Here is a 22,165-nt window from a genome sequence, read left to right on the forward strand (position 1 = left end):
CTGGCTACTGTCAGCTTTTCACTCAGCGAGTGCTGTGCCTATGTTCCTCTTGGGTCTACCATAATCAACCTAATGGTTTGCTCACAGGAAGTACCTGCATGACGATACTGCTGCTCGAAGAGGATCCCCTGCTCCGTAGCGCCATCACCCGGGAACTGACCGAACAGGGGGTGCCCGCCGACCGGATCCACTACCACAGCCATCCAAACCACGAGCGCAGTGGCCTGCTGGCCCTGCTGCAACAGCACGCCTTCGACGCCATCATCTGTCAGCAGGACAAGCAGCAAGATCTTGACGGAGCGCGGCTGCTGCACGAAGCGCACTATCTCGGCCTGCTGCAACCCGGTTGCGTATTGCTGCTGCTCGATGCTGATCAGAGCGAGCAGGAGTTTCTCCCCTCGGATCTCTACTTCTCCCTCTATCTGCCCCTCCCCTTCATGACCCAGCAGCTCACCGCGGTGCTCGACCAGCTGGTGAAGTTAAGCAGCCTGACCCGCACGCTGGCCGCCCCCATTCTGCTGCGGGAGTGGCAATTGGCTACCGCCCTCTGTGAAGACTTGCTGTTTCAACGGGAGAATCGCTCGCTGACCCCCTGGCTGGATCGGCTCAAGGGCTACCTGCTGCTGCAATCGACCGAACGAATCACCGCCGCCCAGCATTATGCCCTCTGTGCCAACGAATATCAGGCGAGCTGGCCAAGGGCCGGGCTCTTCTACGCCATGCTGGGGCTCGGCAAATTGCAGAGCGCCCGGACCGACTTGCAGCGCCATCAAGCCAGCGTCTCGATGGCCACCCGGCTGGAGCTGCAACTCGCCAGCCAGCTGCACCAGCATCACTGGCTGGCGGCGTGGGAGACCATGGGAGAGCTGCAGCTGATCCGCCCCCATCAGCCGCGCTGGCATCAGCTGGCGATGTTGCTCGGGCTGGTGCTGCAAGATGAGGAGAAGGTACTGGAGCAGGCCAACAGCCTGACCCTGCGCCACTTCGGCGAACAGCGCGTCCGGCTCGCCATCGACAGCTTCATGCTCAATGCCAGTCTGGCGGTGCTGTGGCACGCCCCCTCCAGCAACCGGACCCGCTCCCTGCAACAGGAGTGGGAGCACCTCAAGCGCACCGTCCACCTGCAACCCCACGAATATGAGCTGCTGCAGGCGTTGATGCTGGGGCTGGATTACCGCTTCGACGAGGCGCTGATCCTGATTGCCCACCACCAGCCGGATGAGGGGAGCGACAACCACCTCACCCTGCTGCTCGGCTTTGCGGTCAGCCAGTTCTGCGGTTTGCCCCACCACGCCCAGCGCTACCTGACCCAGCTGACCCAATACCGCGTCAGGGTGGCGCCCCACCCGCTCACCCGCCAGCTGTTCCACCATCTGGTGGCCGAGCTGGGCCAGCGCCTGACGGCGAGAGAACAACGGCTGAGCGAACTGCGCCAGCTACGCCACAAGGCGATGCAGGCCAGCCAGTATCAGACAGCCCTGCAAGCGGGCTTGCAGCTGCTGGAGGAGTTCCCCGCCTTGCCGGGCGATGCCTGGCAACTGCTGGAGCTGCTGCAACACTGCTGGCCTGCGGGTATGGCCGCTCCCAGGGTGGCACTGCTGGTCGATACCCTGGAGCGACGCCTCAAGCACAGTCCCGCGTTTCTCGATCAACATGCCCAGCAGTACCAGCGCACCCTGCAGGAGATCCGCACCCATCTGCAGCCGCACCTCTCCGGCTGCGGCCCCTCCTGTCTTGTCGCAGGGCAGCCCGAGCCATGATGATGCTGGCGGCGTGCAAACCGGCATTTTCGGCAAAGCCAACATAGAGAGAGGGGAGCCTTGGCTCCCCTCTCTCTATTTGTTCTATGTCAGCTGATGGCGATGAGCGTTGGGCTCAAACCAGCGCGTCACTCTCCAGCGCCGCCTTGAGAAAATCTTTCCAGCTGATGATGCCGACCAGAGCGCCATTCTCCAGCACCGGCAGGCAGGAGACCCCCTTCTCCAGCATCAGCTTGACGCCGTCGCGCACGGTGAGATGGGGAGCGATGGTGACGAGCTGACGACTCATGATCTGGTGGGCCCGCTTGTTGAGGGTTTCGGTATCGCGGCTCATCTCGGCTTCGGAGTCGAGATAGGGGCTGATGGCGCGGAACAGATCCCGATCCGAGATGACCCCCACCAGCTCCTCCTCTTCCAGCACCAGCAGGTGGCGAAAGTGTGCCTGCTCGAAGATATCCCTGATGACTCGGAGTCGATCATCCATTGAAACGGTGGCGACCCGGGTCGTCATAATATCCCTGATATGCATGCTAACCTCCCGTAACCAAACTGGTTTCTCTGTTATGGCATGTTTTTGCAGCGCCAGCCAGTGGCCAGCCCTTCGCTACAGTGCAAATCAGCGTCATTTCACGTAAGATCCGCGCCAGTTTTTCTCCTCCATTTTGAGCAAGCAGATCCCACCCATGATAGTTGCCAGTCAAATCGAACTGATCCGCGGCGGCCGCAAGCTGCTGGACAACGCCTCCGCCACCATTCACCCCGGCCACAAAGTGGGTCTGGTGGGTAAAAACGGCTGTGGCAAGTCCACCTTTTTTGCACTGGTACGGGGCGAGCTGGCCATCGACAGCGGCACCTTCAGCCTGCCCGCTGGCTGGCAGATTGCAGGCGTGGCGCAGGAGACTCCGGCGCTCGACTGCTCCGCGCTCGAGTACGTGATCGACGGCGACAAGGAGTTCCGCTCGCTGGAAGCTCAGCTGGTGCAAGCCGAGCAGGATGACAATGGGCTGCTGGTGGCCGAGCTGCACGGTCGCCTCGATACCATAGGCGCCTACAGCATTCGCGCCCGCGCCGCCGAACTGCTGCACGGCCTCGGTTTCAGCGACGAGCAGCTGAGCTCGCCGGTGCGCAGTTTCTCCGGTGGCTGGCGCATGCGCCTGAACCTCGCCCAGGCGCTGCTCTGCCGCTCCGATCTGCTGCTGCTGGATGAACCGACCAACCACCTGGATCTCGATGCGGTGATCTGGCTGGAGAAGTGGCTCAAGGGCTATCAGGGCACGCTGGTGCTCATCTCCCACGACCGCGATTTCCTCGATTCGGTGATCAGTCGCATCATCCATATCGAGAACGGCAAGCTCAACGAATACACCGGCGGCTACTCCGACTTCGAACTGCAGCGCGCCGAACAGCTGGCCCAGCAGCAGTCGATGTACGAGAAGCAGCAGCGGGAGATGTCCCACATGCAGGCATATGTGGACCGCTTCCGCTACAAGGCCTCCAAGGCCCGTCAGGCCCAGAGCCGCCTGAAAGCCATGGAGCGGATGGAGAAGATCCTGCCCGCCCACGCCGACTCCGAATTCAGCTTCGAGTTTCGCGAGCCGTCTGCCCTGCCGACCCCGCTCATCGCCATGGAGAACCTCAGTGCCGGTTACGGCGACAAGGTGATCCTGGAGAAGATCAAACTCAATCTGGTACCGGGTTCGCGCATCGGTCTGCTCGGTCGCAACGGCGCCGGTAAATCCACCTTTATCAAGATGCTGTCGGGCTCCAACCCGCCGCTCTCCGGCAAGCTCGAAGTGAGCGCGGGGGTGAGCATCGGCTACTTCGCCCAGCATCAGCTGGAGACCCTGCGTCTCGATGATTCCCCGCTCGATCATCTGGCCCGCCTCGCGCCGGACAAGACCGAGCAGGAGCTGCGCAACTATTTGGGCAGCTTCGGTTTTCACGGTGACAAGGCGCTCGACAAGGTGGCCCCCTTCTCCGGTGGCGAAAAAGCGCGGCTGGTGCTGGCGCTGATCACCTGGCAAAAGCCCAACCTCCTGCTGCTGGATGAACCGACCAACCACCTGGATCTGGAGATGCGCCACGCCCTCACCATGGCGCTGCAAGGCTTCGAAGGGGCCATGGTGGTGGTCTCCCACGACCGTCACCTGCTGCGTACCACCACAGATGACTTCTATCTGGTGCACGGTGGCCGGGTCGAGCCGTTCGACGGCGATCTGGACGACTACCACAAGTGGCTCGGCGAGCAGGAGAAAGAGGCCAACGCCAAACCGGCCGATGGCCCCGTCTCTGCCAACTCGGCAGTGGCGCGCAAGGATCAGAAGCGGCGCGAGGCGGAGTTCCGGCAAGCAACACGTCCCCTGCGCCAGAAGCTGGAAAAGCTCGAAGCGAGCATGGAGAAGCTGCAAGGCAAGCTTGGCGACATCGAGAGCCAACTGGCCGACCCCGCCATCTACGAAGAGAGTGCTAAAACCAAACTCTCCGAACTGCTCAAATCCCAGGGCCCCCTCAAGGAGGAGCTGGAAGAGGTGGAGCTGGAGTGGATGAGCCTCTCCGAAGAGCTGGAAACCATGGAGCAAGCCTTCTTTGCGTGACGAACAGCTGATGGCCAGCGAGCGGGTCGCGGTCCACGAATTGCCGACGCCGATCGGCTTCTGGCACTGGAGCGGCAAGGTCTATGGTGAGCGCAGCCAGGATTGGCTCACCGTGCAGGAACAGGGGGGCAACGTCAATCTGGCGCTGCTGCTGCACCGGCTCGATCAACTCGGCATCGTGGTCGATCTGACCGACCTGCAACCGGCGCTGGTGCAGACCGAGGCGGTGCTGACCCCGTGGCGCGCCCTGCGCCAGAGCGCCAAGACGCGACTCGACGAGCAGCAGTATCAGTCGATGCTGGCCCACGAGCTGGAGCTGGAGCGGCTGCAACAGGGCGTCCTGTTGCAGACCCTGCGCAGCCTCTCCCTGTTTCGCGGCAACAGCCGCAATTTGTTGAACTATCTATCGTTACTGGGTGCCCAGCAGGGCCCCCTCAGAGATCTAATATGCTGAGCTACCGCCACGCCTTTCACGCCGGCAACCATGCCGACGTGCTGAAACACGCCGTTCAGGCCCTGATCATCGAGTCCCTCAAGAAGAAGGAGAAACCCTTCATCGTGCTGGACACCCATGCCGGTGGCGGTCTCTACGACCTTCGCGGCGACTGGTCCCAGAAGAAGGCGGAGTATGCCGACGGCATCGGCCGCCTGTGGGACGAGCGGGCCCAGTGGTCTGCCATGGCTCCCTATCTCGGCGTCATCGAAGAGATGAACAGCGATGGCCAGCTGCACTACTACCCCGGCTCGCCGGAGCTCTCCCGTCGCCTCACCCGCGAGCAGGACAAGCTGGCGCTGATGGAGCTGCACAACAACGAGGTCGAAGATCTGCGCGCCAACATGGGTTATGACCCTCGCGTCGCCGTACACCACCGTGACGGCTTCGAGGGGCTGATCGCCCTGCTGCCGCCCACCCCGCGCCGCGGGCTGGTGCTGATCGACCCGCCCTATGAGCTCAAAGAAGATTATTTCGCCGTGGTCGATACCCTGAAAAAGGCGCAAAAGCGCTGGGCGACCGGCATCTACGCCCTCTGGTATCCGATCCTCGGGCAAGAGGCAGACAAATCCCGCGACATGCTGCGCGCCATCAAGCGAGAGAACTTCGGCAACGTCCTGGTGGCCGAGCTGGAAGTGGCCGGTCAGACTGCCGACTGGGGCATGAACGGCTCAGGCATGCTGATCATCAGCCCGCCCTGGATGCTGGACGAGCAGATTGAAGCCTTCCTGAAACCGCTCTGTGCCAAGCTGGCGCAGGGCGCAGGCGCCCAGTACAAGGTGGAGTGGCTGAACAAGGTCGAAGAGTAAACCTGCACCAGCCCGCTCTGGCGCCCGGTCAACGCGCCAGCAAGTCGCTCACCCAAACCGTTCACAGTGACGGCATGGCCAGCAAAGAGAAGCCCCGTTCAGGGGCTTCTTGTTTTTTACCTGCCAGCGCTTTTACCCACTAACTGTTTTCCTCACCAATGGCAGCACCCGCCCCATCTGCGCACCAGATCAGTCGTTATTGACTAATTAGCCGATCCAGATCAGAAATCGGCCATCTGGTCCTTTCCCTCCGTCTACCCGCCGCTAATATACCCGATTGGCAACAAAGCCTCGTAGGAGTCACCCCATGAGCCATGCCAACCCCATCCAGTTGGTTAAACGCAGCAGACTGGAGGCTGTAATTCAGGGGCGGTAGCCATGCCGGATGGAATGGATAAGCGAACGTTGCCCACGACTGCCCAGTCAACATGGTGACAGCCTTATGCTGATTTCTGACCCGCTCACGCAGGCGTGCTTTGGCGGCGCTTGCCAAGAGTGTGCTGAGCACTGATTTTTCATACTGTAGTAACGGTGGCGCAAAAAGAGGAAGTCAAGCGAATACGCTCAGCATAAGAAGCAAACGGGTAACATTATGATTTAATGGTTGTTTTTACTTGGCGGTAGTGAAAATGTTACGGAGTTATATGGAATGCTCTGCTAACGGATTAGTGCCGCCTTCCATCTAATCACTGTTATACAAAAAGGAATTTATGAGAAAATTAGGAAGAAATGAGCTGTGCTGGTGTGGATCTGGTAAAAAATTCAAAAAGTGCCATCTACATAGAATTAATGAAAAACGACCTGAAATGTGGGAAATTGATGAGCAATTTCGTAAATCATTCAATAAAAGATATTGTTCTTGCCCAGATAATATGAGAAATGATTGTGATGGTAAGATAATAAATGCACACACAGTTTCTAAAGGTGCTTCACTAAAAGCAATATCTGAAAATGGTCACGTCTATGGGCATAAAGTTTCTATAAAGAAAATTCACGAAAGTAATGGTTCTCTTAAGCATGAACTAATTGGTATCAACAAAGCCTCAACATTCACAGGATTTTGTGCATATCATGATAAAACCCTATTTACAGCTTTCGAAGACCAACCATTTACAGCAACATCTGAACAAATATTTTTATTAACTTACAGAACCATTAGTAGAGAACACTTTAACAAAATAGCCCATAGCGATAGTAGCTCACTACTAGAACATGGTGATGCAGGCTATGACTCATTTGAACAAATGATTTTTCAATCACTACTAAAAGAACATAATAATAGTTTGAATCTTGGTGTTAGGGATTCTGAACATCACAAAAAAATGTTTGATGACGCATTATCTCAAAAAAATCATGACCAAATTGAATATTGTTTAATAAAGTTCGATGGACTCCTTCCATTTCAGTGTAGTGGTTCACATTATCCAACAACAGATTTTCAAGGCAAAACATTACAGAGATTAGATAGCCAAAACATTCTTGACAATATGAGTGTATCTATAATTAATGATGACACACAAAGTATTGTAATTTTATCTTGGTTAAAGAACAGCCGAAAAACATGCATTGAATTCATGAGCACATTACTATCCTTGAATTACCATCAACTAAAAAATGAAATAATTAACTATGTGTTCAGCCACTTTGAAAATATATACATGAAACCTTCTTGGTGGGATGCATTAGACAACAATGACAAAAAATTCCTTGAAGAAATAAATCAACCGCTACATAACTACAAACCAATATCTAATAACCATTACAACTTTGTTGAATGCAATGTAATTGAAGTTGTGCGAGGTTTTGTATAACAAAACTTGAAACTGGACGGCACTGCGTGCCGCCATTTAAGTCAAAGTTAGGCATCAACAGAAAAGGAAAAATAGGATGTCAGAACGAATAGGCTATGCAGTTTACAGCGAGATAGAGGCTGGTTACTTGGTAACCGCATCTCCGAGTAATTATCTATGGGATCCAGCAGCTGCGATAATCTATGAAACTGCTGCAAAAGCGTGGGCATCAGCCAAACGTAGAGGCGCAGGATATGCTATTGCTGTTGCAATCAATCGTAATGAAAATGGCAATTTGGAGCATGAGCAAATTCCACCTCCCATGAAGGCCCCTCCAGGGAGCTGGATCGTTAAAATCGAAGACCACGGACTTCCCACGGGGCCACTTTACATTACGAGTCTGAGTAAAGATGGCAAACCTCGCGCATCATCAGAAATTCATGAGGCCCGAGGATTCGACCATGAGCAAGCAACCGAAGTGGCATCAAGAATGAAAGGTACGGTTAAAGTAGAGCAAATAGCCTCATGACCGAAATGCGTTGAAATGTGCATGAAGTACTGAAATCGAGGAAAAAATGAAGAACCTGATACCTGTAGTTGCCAGTGCATTTTTGATAGCTGGTTGCCAATCCACCCCTTCCCAGAACACACCTGCATCGGGAATTGAGTTCGCACATGACAAATTCAGCGTTCTCATGGTTTCGGTTGATGACACATTTGATTTTCCGAGAGGTAAGTTTTTCCGCTCCTCCTATGCTATCCAGGAAAAATTAACGGTCAAATTGCCTGGTGTTGTGGGCATCTATGCTGACTTCTTCGACCACTGCCTGAATACCGGCAATAAACCGCAGATTATCGATGGCGTCGCGCTAGTCTGCCGATCTGATCAGGTCAATCTTTATGCCGTTATCGCTGTAGAGGCTGGCAGGACAGCGTGGCTGCAAGTCGTTGAACCGAGTGACATGAGTTTACAGATAAGTGCACAAGAGCTTGCTGACTATTCAATGAATAATTTTGCCAATTATGTTGAGGCTGATGTGAGCAGTACCAAGCGGCTGCTTGGCACCAGCTCTCTTTACAAAAACGTTCCCGATTGGCCGTAACAAAGTAACGGGCACAAATCTGGGACACCCACCTTTCTGAGCAAGGCGCAGCATAGCCAGAACCCAAAGGATGGGTGTCCAAGGTCTTCTTGTTCATGGGCAAGTGTGAAGAACCTGTACTTTATCGCCTTGGCTGCGATTGGCAACCGCTGAACCACACCGGCCACTCGCCCGTTGATAGGCTCTCTCTATCCCGGCAATAGATGAGAATAGTTTTCATTTAATCTCATTTCGGCAGATACTCTCATCATCAACAGAGGGAGCCGCCATCATGAAAAAGACCATCAGCTTTGCCATCCTGCACTTCGGTGTCGCCTTTACCGTGGCTTACCTGCTGACCGGTGAGCTGCTGACCGCCAGCCTGATCGCCCTGATCGAGCCCGCCGTCAACACGGTCGCCTTCTACTTTCATGACCTTGGCTGGCACAAGCTCAAGCCAAATCACAGCCTGCAGGCCAAGACCAGCAGCTTCGCGGTGGTCCACTTCTCGGTGGCCTTCGGTGTGGCCTTCCTGCTGAGCGGCGAGCTGCTCACCGGCGGCGTGATGGCGATGATCGAACCGGCCATCAACACCGTGGTGTTCTTCTTCCACGAGCGGCTGTGGCGCGCCCGCAGTCAGCAACTGGCGCTGGCCTGATCAACCGGGCAACCCGCCTCCCCCTTTATCGCGGCCACAAAAAACCCGACATTCCGGCCAGGAGTGTCGGGTTTTTCACATCAGCAAAGATCTGTATCTGGATGCATCACCCGATGCCCCATCAATAACGATCAGGCTTTCTTGCAGATGGGGTCAACGATAAAGGCATTCTGATCAAACTTCTGCCAGGCGCCGGTGCCGACCCCATCGACCACCAGAATGGAGACCACGCCGAAATCGACAAAGATCCCGAGCAGAGTGGTGGCATCGAACGACTTGGAAACCGGCACGGTCACCGAGTAGCAATCCGCACGCTTGACCGTGATGGTGTAATTCTCTTTCTTCTTGAACGAGGTGATCACATTGCCGTGGCCCAGCAGCATATCGTTGACGTAGATCTCCGCATCGGGATCCTGACTGCGAATGGAAACCTGCTGACTTGTGCCGTTAAACATGGCCGCACAACCGGACAGCATGATGGCCAGCAAGGCCCCCGTCATCAACCTGAACATAGCTAACCTTCTTGTTATTAAGAAAAGGCCGCAAATCTAGCACGCCTCTCGAACAGGAGTGAAAGTACAATGCTGCAGGCCTGTCTGAATGCTCAAAATAGCGACCACTCCTGACCAGTTTTCAAACAAGTTGGCCGCATCCAGCAACCGTTCCCTTCCCCACTGGAGTAGCGCGGCAAAACCGGTCGCCAGCATATGCTGCAGAGCAAAATGCGCTCGGCTCCCCTGCTGCATTGCCCTGTAGAGTGTGCTGTAGTAGGCAGATATGCCCTCCTCATTGCTGGAACCTATCGATGAACAAGACCTTGTTTGCCACCCTGCTGTTTGCCCCTCTGCTGGCCAGCGCCACAACTCCCTCCTTTGACTGCACCAAAGCCTCCGGGTCGGTCGAAACCCTGATCTGCAAGGATGCCGGACTGGCCGCCCTTGATAACGAACTGGCGGCCCTCTACCCCAAGGCGATTGCGGCGCTCTCTCCCGAACAGCTCAAGACCGAACGCGCCATGCAGCGCGGCTGGATCAAGGGTCGCAACGACTGCTGGAAGGGGCAGGATCTGCGCCAGTGTGTGGAGGATAACTACCTGCTGCGGATCACCGAACTGCAGATCAGCGGCGGCCAGCTGATGGTGCCGGCACCGGTCAACTACAAGTGCGGCAAGAGCGTCATGCTCTCTACCTACTTCAATAACGATGCCAAGCTGCCCGCCGCGGTGATCAACCTGAGCGAGGGCGACAAACAGCAACAAGTGCTCGCCTATGAAGCCCCCAGCGCCAGCGGCGCCCGTTATGAAGGGCAAAACCTCACCTTCTTAACCAAAGGGGACGAAGCCACGCTGGAGCGTTACGGCCAGCCAACCCTCACCTGCATGGAAAATCCGACCAAGGGCTGAGGCTCATAGGGGCGGCTCGTCTTGCCGCCCCACCTTGACTAGATGGCGATATCCAGCGGTTTTCCTTCCCGCACAACCCGCAACTTGAGCGACCCCGGCTTGCTGGTGCTGAGCAGTTCACGCACCTTGTCGATCTCGAGGGGGCGATAAGCCACCCCGTTGATCTGCTCCAGAATGTCGCCGTTGGCCAGACCATAGGGGGCAAGATCCCGTTCGTCGCTGTAGTAGACCTGCAGATGCTCGCCATCAAAACGCACCCCGATATTGCGCAGGACTGGCGGCAATTTGCGCGCCAGGCTGTCGGCGTCGTAGCAGAGCATCATCCGCCCGGGCATGATCGCAAAGCGATTGAAGCGGTTAACAAAATCCAGCCCCAGACCATACTGCTCATTGCTGTTTTCCGACACGCGCAGCTCACCGAGCTGGCGCTCATCAAAGTGCAGGCCGGTGAGGATATGTTCACGCCCCTCCACCATACCGCTGGCATCCACCCCTTTGCGTGGCATCGCATCTTCGCCAGAGATCGCCTTCTGACTGGCCATAAAGTCGATAAAGGCATGATCGGCATAGCTCTGATCGGCCCCGGTATCCAGATACATGCGCACGCTGCTCTCGCCGTGGGTCAGATACACGGCCGGGGAGCGGTTGTAGCTATCTTCATAGCCGATGCAACGCTCGAACGTGGCTGCCGAGGGTGCCGTCAGCGAAGCAGTGAGTTGATGCCTGTCGCGATCAAACACCCAGTTGAAACGGCGGATGGTGTCGATCCCGAGGATGCCATCGATACGGCTGCCGAGAGACTGGGAGAAAAGATCGAAATCAACGGTTGCCCACAGATCGCTGTCATCAATGGTGACCGACCCCAGCGAGAAGGGCTGCGGCTCAACAAAGCCAAGCTGCTCGCTGCCCAGTTGACTCGAAACGCTGCTTACACTGGCAAAATCAGCCTGATAGGCCCTGGGCAACTCGCTTAAGGTCAGCGCCTTGAAGCGGCTGGCCAGACGACGATCGATAAAGGTGATACTGGCCCCGGTATCCAGCAAAAACTGGTACTGCTCACCTGCGATGGTGACGGGGATCAGGGGGGCACTTTCGTAATGCACGGTCAGCACCGAGCCGGGTGCATGGCGCTTGGTGGATGAATCCGGGGCTGTGCAGCCTTGGACGACGAACAGGGCCAACATGGCCAGCGCCACTTTGAACTGCGACTTCATAACTCTCCTTCCCGATAGCAGATGCCCCCGCTACGCCACCGCATAATGCTATCTTGTTGATTTATAGATAAATAAGCTATTTCAACGGGGGGGGGGCGGACAATAACAAAGAGTTTTATGCTGGTTCAAGCCGGATATGACCATGAATACTCTATGGAGATAGTTCAAGAATGGTTGTTCACGCTATCTCGGCGCGTCATCAATCGTAGGCGACATTTGATTAATTTATTGATCTTGCACAGAAAATCTCAATATTGAGCTTTCTCTCCACAGCGCCATGGTTAATATTGCCATTTGGCAACACTTGCCTCGTCGGAGTCTCCCATGAGCCATGCCAACCCCATCCCCTTGGTGAACCGCAGCAGACTGGAGGCTGAAATTCAGGGGCGGTAGCCATGGCGGATGGAATGGATAAGCGAACCTTGCCCACAATGACCCACCCAACATGGCAACGGCCTTATGCTTATTTCTGGGCTGTTCACGCAGGCATACTGTGGCGACACTTTCCAAGACGGCTCTGAGAGCTGTTTTTTATACAGTATTAACAACGGCGTAAAATAGAGGGAGTCAATCAAATACGTTAGGTACAAAAAATAAGCTGGTAATGTTTTGATTTTATAATGATTCTTACTTGGCAGCAGTGAAAATGTTACGGGGTTATATGGAATGCTCTGCTAACGGATTAGTGCCGCCTTCCATCTAATCACTGTTAGAGCCAACACACTTATGGATGCTATCGCCAACAACCTTAAAGATCCGAGCTGGTGGTTTTCAGCATTTTTTATTGCCATCATTGCCAGTGTCATCGCCGGCTTCCTAAAAGAGCGAATCGAAAAGTGGCTAAGCAATACTTTTTCAAGCCTACAGTCTTGGCGTGCCAAAAGGGAAGCCGAGCGAAACATGGTGATTGAGGCGCTCCTCACAGATCACATGTATTTTCAGATAGCGCTTTTTCGTGCAGTAGTGGCGATTATTCTGTTTACCCTTTGTTCGATCATGTATTTTTCTGCGCCAGTGCTACTTGCCACAGCCCCTGAGCAGTCGGGTAACTTGATAGACATTGACCGGAAGTTCTTTATTTGGAAGGTATTAACTCCAATTCTCGGACTCTTCAACGTATTGGTTTCTTATAGGGCTGTGCGCCTTCTGTCCCTCATCTTCCAAGCAATCCGGGAATACCGTAGCCGCAATGGTTTGCCAAAGTTGCTCTAACCCGGCGGTCGACCTCGACCCCTTTGGTCGCTGGACGCTGCGCGATGAAGCCGCGCGGCGCCGGTCACCTTCACGTTATAGCTCACAGTCAGAAATTGGAGAAAGATTTAAGTGGCAAGTGGTTATTTTGAAGCGATTGGGTCTTGGATAGTGCCCCATATTTATGAATTAAAGTTGTTTTTTGTCGCTTATTTTAGCTACCTAACAGTATTGTTTATTATACGTTGGGCTCACCTTAGTTATTACATGAACATCCCTTTGAATGAACTATGGAAAGGAATAGTTGGTAACTTAGGAAGAATTTATTCACCAGATTACTATACGGCCTCGATATTTAAGTCACTCTCAGGCTATGGCAGCCGTAAGTTTTTAGCGAATTATTATCAAACGATTTACGTAAAGATATGGAACAAGGTAAACATATACGCCTCAATTTTTTGCTATATAATTATGTTAATGGCAATTAATAATACGTATGTTTTTAGCATTCTGTTTTGGTTGTCTTATGTTCGCTTCTTCTCAAGGTGTAGTGAAATCTCAATAGCATTTTTCCATGATGTGATCCGTAAACCGGAAAGATCTATTCAAAAGCGAAATACATTTCTAACCAAGTATGAAAGAGTCCAATTAGCGGTAACCAGCTATTTTGAAATTTACTTTTTATCTGCAGCGATGTATCTAACAAATAAGCCATTTACAGGTAGTTGGTTAAGTTCAGTTTTCGACACTTTATCAGTTGGTTCGTTGACTAATGTTGGAATACTTGTAACTGATCCTCCAACCGGAAATGAAGTTTATGCATTTGTACAGGTATTCACTACTTTAGTCCTTGTTCTCATGTCACTAGCAGTGTATCTAGGCCGTGAAAAATGAGCTACAACAAACAATTTAAGAGTGATTCAGCACGCTTGGTATTTTGGGTTTGGGTCTAGTTTGGTGATTACAGCGTTAAAATTGAGTGTCGTGGTAGCGTACTTTGCACCTTAATTGAGCGTTATATATCTAAGGAGGTTCGATGGACTTTTTAGTATTTGGAGATGAAAGTGGCACCACAGGTAGTGATCGCTGTTATTCCATCGGTCTGTTGTGTGTTCCTAAAGATAAAATTAGCGAGTTCAATGACTATGTACTAAACCTCAAAACCAAGCGAGGCATTGTCGGTGAACTTAAGTGGTCAAAAATCAAGAATAGCTCCGGGCAAGCAAATATTTGTGTTGATATACTTTCGATGGTTTTGCGTAGTTCATGTTGTTTTCATTCTATCATCGTTGAAAAAGCCATTTATAATAACTGGCAAATAGACCGTGAACGAGCTTTTTACCAAACGTATACATACTTACTTAAGAATACAGCAAAACTCGTTGGTTCTGAACTAACTGTATTGATTGACCAAAAATGTGACAAATATAAAAAGCACGACGAGGTTATAGGTATTGTTGCTAATAATATGCTGTCTCAAATAGGTTCTAACCATACTATTCAAAGTGTGGAAATGCATGATTCAAAGATGCATTGTGGACTACAGGTGGTTGATATCTTAACTGGGGCAGTTAATTCTGGATACATGAAGTTTCTAAATCCTAGCTTGACCTTTTCACAAGCAAAGGAAGCTGCATTTGTAAAAATGGCAGAGATGTTGGGTTGGGACAAATTACATTACGATACTTTTCCTAACAAGGATTTCAATATTTGGCACTTCCCTAGTGAAAATAGATCTGTTCCAGGCACAAAAGAAATCATAATGAATTTATATGTTTCACCTGTCGAATAATAACCCACCAAATTTTAGATGCATTAAAATATAGAGGTCATACAGCCCGTAGGTTCGATTAGCGAAGCGTAATCGAACGTTCGCGATAACAATATTTCGTGATAGCACCAGTTGCCTTTAAAGACCGACTTTTATACGGTCTCTTTATTCATCTGTATATTTGCTGGCGTAACACTCCCCAAGGAGATAAATGAAGCCTGACTTAACCGGCAGACGGATTGTGCTGCGTACCATTGGCCCGCAGGATGCCGCCGATCTGTTCGAGATTTATGGCAATCCGCTGACCATGGAGTTTGCCTCTGATCCCTGCTTTACCTCCCCCGCCATGGTGACGCAGATGATGATGAGCGTGGTACGGCTGGAGCAAACCGGTGAGTCGCTGGAGTGGGCGATTGTCGAACGGGAGGGCAATAAGGTGATCGGCACTTGCGGCCTGCACAGTTTCAGCGAGGCGGGCCACAGCTGCGAGGTGGGCTGCCTGCTCAATGCGGCCTATTGGCGCAGAGGGTTTATGTCGGAAGCGCTGGGGTTGCTGTTCACCCACGCCACCACACTGGGGGTCACCTGCCTCACCGCAGATATCGATGCAGATAACGTCCGCTCTATCGCCCTGTTTGAAAAGCTGGGTTTCAAGGCGCATGCAGGGCGCCATCAGCGCATGCTCCCCTTTGTCTGACCCCGAGACAAGAGGCATAACCCCCTCGCCTCTCAGGGCGTTGTGGCAAGGCTCAGGCATAAAAAAACCGGAACCCAGGGGTTCCGGTTTTTTTCATTCCAGTCGAAGCTGGCAAACCAGCAAATTAAGCCTGGTTTTTAACTTCTTTCAGACCGCGGAAAGGAGCTTTGGCACCCAGAGCTTCTTCGATACGGATCAGCTGGTTGTACTTGGCAACACGGTCAGAACGGCTCATGGAACCGGTCTTGATCTGGCCAGCAGCGGTACCAACAGCCAGGTCGGCGATGGTCGCGTCTTCGGTCTCACCGGAGCGGTGGGAGATGACGGCAGTGTAGCCAGCGTCTTTGGCCATCTTGATGGCAGCCAGAGTTTCGGTCAGGGAACCGATCTGGTTGAACTTGATCAGGATGGAGTTAGCGATGCCGTTGTCGATACCGCGCTTCAGGATCTTGGTGTTGGTTACGAACAGGTCGTCACCCACGATCTGGATTTTCTTGCCCAGTTCAGCAGTCTGGTAGGCGAAACCTTCCCAGTCAGATTCGTCCAGGCCATCTTCGATGGAGACGATCGGGAACTTGGTGGTCAGGTCAGCCAGGAAGTCGGAGAAACCGTTGGAGGTGAAGACACGACCTTCGCCTTTCAGGTTGTACTCTTTCTTCTCTGCGTCGTAGAACTCGGAAGCAGCGCAGTCCATAGCCAGGGTGATGTCGGTGCCCAGTTTGTAACCGGCAGCGGCAACGGCTTCAGCGATAACTTCCAGCGCTTCGGCGTTGGATTTCAGGTTCGGAGCGAAACCACCTTCGTCACCAACTGCAGTGTTGTAGCCCTTGGACTTCAGCACTTTGGCCAGGTTGTGGAACACTTCTGCGCCCATGCGAACGGCTTCTTTCAGGGTCTTGGCGCCAACCGGCTGGATCATGAACTCCTGGATGTCGACGTTGTTGTCGGCGTGCTCACCACCGTTGATGATGTTCATCATCGGCAGCGGCATGGAGTAAACACCCGGGGTGCCGTTCAGCTCGGCGATGTGGGCGTACAGCGGCATGCCTTTGGCAGCAGCGGCAGCTTTGGCGTTAGCCAGGGAAACAGCCAGGATGGCGTTGGCGCCGAACTTGGATTTGTTCTCGGTACCGTCGAGGTCGATCATGATCTGGTCAACGGTGGCCTGGTCCTTGGCATCTTTACCCAGCAGAGCTTGAGCGATCGGGCCGTTTACGGCTTCGATGGCTTTCAGCACGCCTTTACCCAGGAAACGGCTCTTGTCGCCGTCACGCAGTTCCAGCGCTTCGCGGGAACCGGTGGACGCGCCAGACGGAGCGGCTGCCATACCAACAAAACCACCTTCCAGGTGAACTTCGGCCTCAACGGTCGGGTTACCACGGGAGTCGATGATTTCACGACCGATCACTTTAACGATCTTGGACATGTGTATTTCCTCAGGTTTCGTAAAAAAACAACAAAAATATGCCAAAAAAAGCGGCTGTGGCACAGTGCCCCAACCGCATTTATTTTCAATTACTTCAAATTACGCTTCTGATACTCGCCTGCCGCCTTCACAAAACCGGCGAACAGAGCGTGGCCATCACGAGGAGTAGAGGTGAACTCCGGGTGGAACTGCGCAGCCACGAACCAGGGGTGATCCGGGATCTCGATGATTTCCACCAACTTCTTGTCGGCGGAGAGACCGGTCACTTTCAGACCTGCCGCTTCAATCTGCGGCAGCAGCTTGTTGTTTACTTCGTAACGGTGGCGGTGACGCTCGTAAATGGTCGGGCTACCGTACATCTGACGCACCTTGGAATCTTCGACCAGGTGGCAGAGCTGGGAACCCAGACGCATGGTACCGCCCAGATCAGACTTCTCGGTACGGGTCTCGACGTTACCTTCTTCATCCACCCACTCGGTGATGAGGCCGACGACCGGATACGCGCAATCTTTCTTGAATTCGGAGGAGTGAGCCCCTTCCATGCCCGCCACGTTGCGAGCGAATTCGATCATGGCAACCTGCATGCCGAGGCAGATACCCAGGTAGGGGATCTTGTTCTCGCGGGCATACTGGGCAGCCAGAATCTTGCCTTCCACACCGCGCTCACCGAAGCCACCCGGCACCAGGATCGCGTCCAGACCTTCCAGCAGCTCGGCGCCACGAGTCTCGATATCCTGAGAGTCGATGTACTTGATGTTGACGGAGTGACGGGTCTTGAGACCACCGTGCTTGAGCGCCTCGTTGACGGACTTGTAGGCGTCCGGCAGGGAGACGTACTTGCCGACCATACCGATGGTCACTTCACCAGTCGGGTTGGCCTCTTCGTAAATAACCTGTTCCCACTCGGACAAATCGGCTTCTTTGCACTCCAGACCGAAACGCTCGGTGAAGTAGGAGTCCAGATTCTGGGACTTGAGCAGTGCCGGGATCTTGTAGATGGAGTCGACGTCTTTCATGGAGATGACGGCGCGCTCGGGCACGTTGCAGAACAGGGCGATCTTGGCGCGCTCGTTGGCCGGAATGGCACGGTCGGAGCGGCAGATCAGCACATCCGGCTGGATACCGATGGAGAGCAGCTCTTTAACGGAGTGCTGGGTCGGCTTGGTCTTCACTTCACCGGCAGCCGCCAGGTAAGGAACCAGCGTCAGGTGCATGAACATGGCGTTGTTGCGGCCCACTTCGGCAGCCAGCTGACGAATGGCTTCGAGGAACGGCAGGGACTCGATGTCACCTACGGTACCGCCCACTTCGACGATGGCAACCTGATGGCCTTCGGCACCGGCAATCACCCGCTCTTTGATGGCGTTGGTGATGTGCGGGATAACCTGAATGGTGGCGCCCAGATAGTCACCACGGCGCTCTTTACGCAGTACGTCGGCGTAGATACGGCCGGTGGTAAAGTTGTTGCGACGGGTCATCTTGGTGCGGATGAAACGCTCGTAGTGGCCCAAATCCAGATCGGTTTCGGCCCCGTCCTCGGTTACGAACACTTCACCATGCTGGGTCGGGCTCATGGTGCCCGGATCCACGTTGATGTACGGGTCCAGTTTCATGATGGTCACATCCAGACCACGGGCTTCCAGAATGGCTGCCAGAGAAGCTGCGGCAATGCCTTTGCCGAGGGATGAAACAACGCCACCAGTAACAAAAATATATTTGGTCGTCATGCTGAACCTGAAAGAAGTTTAGGGAATTTTAAGGGGTGCTTCGGGGATGAAGCAGGACGGGGAAACAGTATACCAAAAACCCCTCTCCCAAACAATGAGCAAAAATCTATCAGGCTCACCGCCCCCCCATCTTGCGCCAAATCAACTTTGCTCGGTTTCCTTCGCCTTATCCCAGGCGGCATCGAGCTTTTCGAGGGTGCAATCGGTCATTTTCAAGCCTTCTGCGGCGATTATCTGCTCAACCTGACGAAAACGACGTTCGAACTTGGCGTTGGCACCTCGCAGTACCTGCTCCGGATCCTTGCCCAGATGACGCACCAGATTGACGGTGGCAAACAACAGGTCGCCGAGCTCGTCGCTCACCCGCGCCTCGTCCACATCGGCCATCAATGCCTCTTCCATCACCTCGTCGATCTCTTCGTGGATCTTGTCCACCACAGGCCCCAACGTCTTCCAGTCGAATCCGACGGTAGCGCAGCGTTTCTGAATTTTGGCGGCGCGAGTCAAGGCAGGCAGCGCCTGCGGGATATCGTCCAACACGCTCTCTTTGTCGAGGGCAGCACGCTCTTTGGCTTTTTCCGCCTCCCAGTTCGCTTTTACCGCCTGCTCGTTGGCAAGGTCTGCATCGGAAAAAACGTGGGGATGACGGCGAATGAGCTTTTCACTCACCGTATCGACGATATCGGCGAAGTCGAACAAGCCCCGCTCTTTACCCAGCTGGGCGTAAAACACCACCTGAAACAGCAGGTCACCCAACTCCCCTTTCAGCCCCTGCCAATCCTCGGTCTCGATGGCATCGGCCACCTCGTAGGCCTCTTCCAGGGTGTGCGGCACTATGCTCTGGAAGCTCTGTTTCAGATCCCAGGGGCAGCCATTTTGCGGGTCACGCAAACGAGCCATGATATCGAGCAGTTGGGGCAGATCGTAACGTTGAGACATGAGATATTCGCTTTCAATTCGTTCAAAAAGGGTCATAAATACAGACCGGCCACTGGGGCCGGTCGGTTGGATATCAAAGCCGCTTGGCGCTGATCACGTCGTTAAGCTGACTGAGCTTGGCCAACGCCCGGTTGAAGGCGTTGATGTTGTAAATCTCCAGCTCCATGTCGATCTCCGCGGTCTGCTCGCGCACATTGGAGCGCGAGCGCACCCCCATCACATTGATCTTCTCGTTGGCCAGCACGGTAGTGATATCGCGCAGCAGGCCGGAACGATCGTTGGAGATGATCCGAATGGTGAGGCCGTAGCCGCCGGAGTAGTTCTCCCCCCACACCGCATCGATCAGCCGCTCGGGGTTGCGCCGTGACAACTCCTTGAGCTGCTCGCAATCTTCCCGGTGGATCGAAACGCCACGCCCCATGGTGATAAAGCCCTGAATGGAGTCCCCCGGAATAGGCTGGCAGCAGCGGGCGATATGGGTCATCAGGTTGCCGACCCCTTCCACCACTATGTGGTCTTTGGGCTTGTGGCGCATCGGCGCATTGGCCTTCTGCTCCAGCTTCTCCAGCAGGCGGCGATCTTCCTCTTCCGCCGTCGGCTTGTTGTAGCAGGTGTCGAGATAGTTGAGCACCTGGTTGATGCGGATATCGCCGCTGCCGATACCAGCCAGCAGATCGTCGGTGCTCTCCAGATTGAAGCGGCGCAGCATGTTGCCCTTGTCGATCTTGGACATGCTGAGGTTGTGGCGATCCAGCTCCTTCTCGAACAGCTCGCGACCGGCCACGATATTCTTGTCCCGATCCAGTTTTCTGAACCAGGTCGCCACCTTGGCCCGCGCTCGGCTGGAGCGCAGGAAGCCGGCGTTGGGGTTCATCCAGTCGCGGCTCGGGTTCGGCTCTTTCTGGGTGATCACCTCCACCTGATCGCCGGTCTGCAGCGCGTAGGTGAACGGCACGATGCGGCCGTCAATCTTGGCGCCGATGCAGCGGTGGCCGATCATGCTGTGGACGTGATAGGCAAAATCAAGCGGGGTAGCGCCAGCCGGCAGGTCGATGACATCCCCTTTCGGGGTGAAGACGTAGACTCTGTCCTCGAACACCTGACTGCGCAGATCTTCCAGCAGGGAGCCGCTCTCGGAGAGATCCTCCTGCCAGGCGAGCAGCTTGCGCAGCCACTCGATCTTGTCTTCGAAGGTGTTGGCCTTGCCGCCAGCCTGAGCCCCTTCCTTGTAGCGCCAGTGCGCCGCGACGCCGAGCTCGGCATCCTGATGCATCTGGTCGGTACGGATCTGAATCTCGACCGTCTTGCCCTCAGGCCCCACCACTACGGTGTGGATTGACTGATAGCCGTTGGGTTTGGGGTTGGCGACATAGTCGTCAAACTCGCGGGGAATGTGGTGGAACTGGGTATGCACGATACCGAGCGCCGCATAGCAATCCTGCAGCCGCTTGGTCACTACCCGCACCGCGCGCACATCGAACAACTCGTTGAATTCGAGGTGCTTCTTCTGCATCTTGCGCCAGATGCTGTAGATATGTTTCGGCCGGCCGTAAACCTCGGCATCAACTCCTGCCTCTTTCAACCCATTACGCAGGGATTGCACAAACTCGCGGATGTAGCGCTCGCGGTCGAGCCGCTTCTCGTCGAGCTGCTTGGCGATCTGCTTGTAGGTATCCGGGTGCAGGTAACGGAAGGCGAGATCTTCCAGCTCCCACTTGAGCTGGCCGATGCCCAGACGGTTGGCGAGCGGCGCATAGATGTTGGTGATCTCCTGGGCCATCAGCACCCGGGTCTCTTCATCTGCCGTCTTCGCTTCCCGCAGGCAGGCGATCCGCTCCGCCAGCTTGATCACCACGGCGCGCACATCCTCGACCATGGCAAGCAACATGCGACGCACGTTGTCGACCTGCTCCGGCGAGGTTTCGCTGCGATGGAGGGTCTGCAGGGAGCGGATGGCCTCCATCTCCAGCACCCCTTCCACCAGCTTGGCGATCTTGGAGCCGAAATCCTCGTCCATCCGCTCCTGGCTGATGAGACCGGCTTCGACGAAGGGGTAGATGATGGCGGCTTTGAGGGTGCCGATATCCATGCTGAGCATCTGCAGGATGCCCACCATTTCGATGCCGCGCACCAGCAACTTGCTGGTCAGCGCCTCGTCACCGAGCGTCAGACAATACTGGTAGACGGTTCGCAGCTGATCCTTTTCACTGTCACTCAAGGAGAGCGAGCTGACCCACTCTTCCAGGGTGAAGTTGTCTTTCAAATGAATATCGCGAACCGCAACCATGGTATCAATCCTTTAAATTATCGGGCCGAAAGCTGTCACTTTCCCCCCTCATGAGATTGCCTCAAATGGGGATATCCAGCGCACTTTTCAAGGCATATTGTCCAGAAAGACAATAGAGCGCACCAACAGGCCCTGCCGAACGACGAGGGTCTAGATTACCCCAATCACATCAGCTCAAACAGACGCAGACATGCCAGATTACATATCCGCATCGCCGTACTGATGAGCAGGATTACTTCATATACCACACCAGCTCAAACAGCCGCAGACACGCCAGATTACACATCCGCATCGCCGAACTGATGAGCAGGATTACTTCATATAC

At 54.3% G+C, this 22,165-nt stretch carries 20 protein-coding genes; 13 read left to right on the forward strand and 7 right to left on the reverse strand.

Features of this window, described 5'->3' with window-relative positions; translation table 11 throughout:
• Positions 1-98 precede the first annotated feature (98 nt).
• On the forward strand, positions 99-1,760 hold the full coding sequence (locus LRL22_RS13570; RefSeq protein ID WP_270905586.1) for a hypothetical protein: 1,662 nt from the start codon (positions 99-101) through the stop codon (positions 1,758-1,760).
• Positions 1,761-1,875: 115 nt separating this feature from the next.
• Here LRL22_RS13570 and LRL22_RS13575 read toward each other — a convergent pair whose 3' ends face one another.
• Positions 1,876-2,289, reverse strand: coding sequence for a CBS domain-containing protein (locus LRL22_RS13575; RefSeq protein ID WP_040068349.1), 414 nt, complete (start codon positions 2,287-2,289; stop codon positions 1,876-1,878).
• 154 nt (positions 2,290-2,443) lie between these two features.
• Between LRL22_RS13575 and LRL22_RS13580 the strand changes: the two genes are divergently transcribed.
• The 7 genes from LRL22_RS13580 (at position 2,444) to LRL22_RS13610 (ending at position 9,186) form a co-directional block, all read left to right on the forward strand.
• Positions 2,444-4,354, forward strand: a complete 1,911-nt coding sequence (locus tag LRL22_RS13580; protein ID WP_270905587.1) for an ABC transporter ATP-binding protein — start codon at positions 2,444-2,446, stop codon at positions 4,352-4,354.
• Complete coding sequence (locus tag LRL22_RS13585; RefSeq protein WP_005343337.1) at positions 4,347-4,808, forward strand: DUF2390 domain-containing protein; 462 nt, start codon at positions 4,347-4,349, stop codon at positions 4,806-4,808. Before LRL22_RS13580 ends, LRL22_RS13585 begins: the two co-directional genes overlap by 8 nt.
• Positions 4,802-5,656, forward strand: coding sequence for a 23S rRNA (adenine(2030)-N(6))-methyltransferase RlmJ (locus tag LRL22_RS13590; RefSeq protein ID WP_139428650.1), 855 nt, complete (start codon positions 4,802-4,804; stop codon positions 5,654-5,656). The genes LRL22_RS13585 and LRL22_RS13590 overlap by 7 nt, the downstream gene beginning before the upstream one ends.
• A 710-nt stretch (positions 5,657-6,366) precedes the next feature.
• Positions 6,367-7,467, forward strand: coding sequence for a YecA family protein (locus tag LRL22_RS13595; RefSeq protein WP_270905588.1), 1,101 nt, complete (start codon positions 6,367-6,369; stop codon positions 7,465-7,467).
• A 76-nt stretch (positions 7,468-7,543) separates the two neighbouring features.
• Positions 7,544-7,975, forward strand: a complete 432-nt coding sequence (locus tag LRL22_RS13600) for a hypothetical protein (RefSeq protein ID WP_139406647.1) — start codon at positions 7,544-7,546, stop codon at positions 7,973-7,975.
• 46 nt (positions 7,976-8,021) lie between these two features.
• A complete protein-coding gene (locus tag LRL22_RS13605; protein WP_139406649.1) occupies positions 8,022-8,549 on the forward strand; it encodes a hypothetical protein in 528 nt (175 codons plus the stop codon).
• A 271-nt stretch (positions 8,550-8,820) separates the two neighbouring features.
• Positions 8,821-9,186, forward strand: coding sequence for a DUF2061 domain-containing protein (locus LRL22_RS13610; RefSeq protein ID WP_042084552.1), 366 nt, complete (start codon positions 8,821-8,823; stop codon positions 9,184-9,186).
• A gap of 131 nt (positions 9,187-9,317) precedes the next feature.
• On the opposite strand, the gene LRL22_RS13615 is transcribed toward LRL22_RS13610, so the two are convergent.
• A complete protein-coding gene (locus LRL22_RS13615; protein ID WP_005335561.1) occupies positions 9,318-9,698 on the reverse strand; it encodes a hypothetical protein in 381 nt (126 codons plus the stop codon).
• A 293-nt stretch (positions 9,699-9,991) separates the two neighbouring features.
• On the opposite strand from LRL22_RS13615, the gene LRL22_RS13620 reads away from it, so the two are divergent.
• Complete coding sequence (locus LRL22_RS13620) at positions 9,992-10,588, forward strand: MliC family protein (protein WP_270905589.1); 597 nt, start codon at positions 9,992-9,994, stop codon at positions 10,586-10,588.
• 38 nt (positions 10,589-10,626) lie between these two features.
• On the opposite strand, the gene LRL22_RS13625 is transcribed toward LRL22_RS13620, so the two are convergent.
• Positions 10,627-11,802: a retropepsin-like aspartic protease gene (locus LRL22_RS13625; RefSeq protein WP_216956260.1), complete on the reverse strand. Its 1,176-nt coding sequence runs from the start codon at positions 11,800-11,802 to the stop codon at positions 10,627-10,629.
• Positions 11,803-12,528: 726 nt separating this feature from the next.
• Here LRL22_RS13625 and LRL22_RS13630 point away from each other — a divergent pair.
• The 4 genes from LRL22_RS13630 to LRL22_RS13645 all read left to right on the forward strand — a co-directional run bounded on the left by LRL22_RS13630 (position 12,529) and on the right by LRL22_RS13645 (position 15,461).
• Positions 12,529-13,014 (forward strand): hypothetical protein, encoded by a 486-nt coding sequence (locus LRL22_RS13630; RefSeq protein ID WP_216956262.1) that lies wholly within the window; start codon positions 12,529-12,531, stop codon positions 13,012-13,014.
• A 111-nt stretch (positions 13,015-13,125) separates the two neighbouring features.
• Positions 13,126-13,887 (forward strand): hypothetical protein, encoded by a 762-nt coding sequence (locus LRL22_RS13635; protein ID WP_216956264.1) that lies wholly within the window; start codon positions 13,126-13,128, stop codon positions 13,885-13,887.
• A 142-nt stretch (positions 13,888-14,029) separates the two neighbouring features.
• Positions 14,030-14,785: a DUF3800 domain-containing protein gene (locus tag LRL22_RS13640; protein WP_216956266.1), complete on the forward strand. Its 756-nt coding sequence runs from the start codon at positions 14,030-14,032 to the stop codon at positions 14,783-14,785.
• A gap of 190 nt (positions 14,786-14,975) precedes the next feature.
• Positions 14,976-15,461 carry a GNAT family N-acetyltransferase gene (locus LRL22_RS13645; protein ID WP_216956269.1) on the forward strand — a complete coding sequence of 162 codons (486 nt, stop codon included), beginning with the start codon at positions 14,976-14,978 and terminating at the stop codon, positions 15,459-15,461.
• 124 nt (positions 15,462-15,585) lie between these two features.
• Here the strand turns inward: LRL22_RS13645 and eno are convergent, their stop codons facing one another.
• The 4 genes from eno to relA form a co-directional block, all read right to left on the reverse strand.
• Entirely contained in the window at positions 15,586-16,887 is a 1,302-nt protein-coding gene (eno, locus tag LRL22_RS13650; RefSeq protein ID WP_005335583.1) for a phosphopyruvate hydratase, read from the reverse strand.
• An 89-nt stretch (positions 16,888-16,976) separates the two neighbouring features.
• Positions 16,977-18,614: a glutamine hydrolyzing CTP synthase gene (gene pyrG / locus LRL22_RS13655; RefSeq protein WP_005335584.1), complete on the reverse strand. Its 1,638-nt coding sequence runs from the start codon at positions 18,612-18,614 to the stop codon at positions 16,977-16,979.
• Positions 18,615-18,755: 141 nt separating this feature from the next.
• On the reverse strand, positions 18,756-19,553 hold the full coding sequence (gene mazG / locus LRL22_RS13660; RefSeq protein WP_270905590.1) for a nucleoside triphosphate pyrophosphohydrolase: 798 nt from the start codon (positions 19,551-19,553) through the stop codon (positions 18,756-18,758).
• Positions 19,554-19,626: 73 nt separating this feature from the next.
• Positions 19,627-21,840, reverse strand: coding sequence for a GTP diphosphokinase (gene relA, locus LRL22_RS13665; protein ID WP_005335588.1), 2,214 nt, complete (start codon positions 21,838-21,840; stop codon positions 19,627-19,629).
• Between the last annotated feature and the right edge of the window lie 325 nt (positions 21,841-22,165).

The sequence above is a fragment of the Aeromonas sp. PI_26 genome (genome assembly GCF_027854445.1).
Classification (GTDB): Bacteria; Pseudomonadota; Gammaproteobacteria; order Enterobacterales; family Aeromonadaceae; genus Aeromonas; species Aeromonas veronii.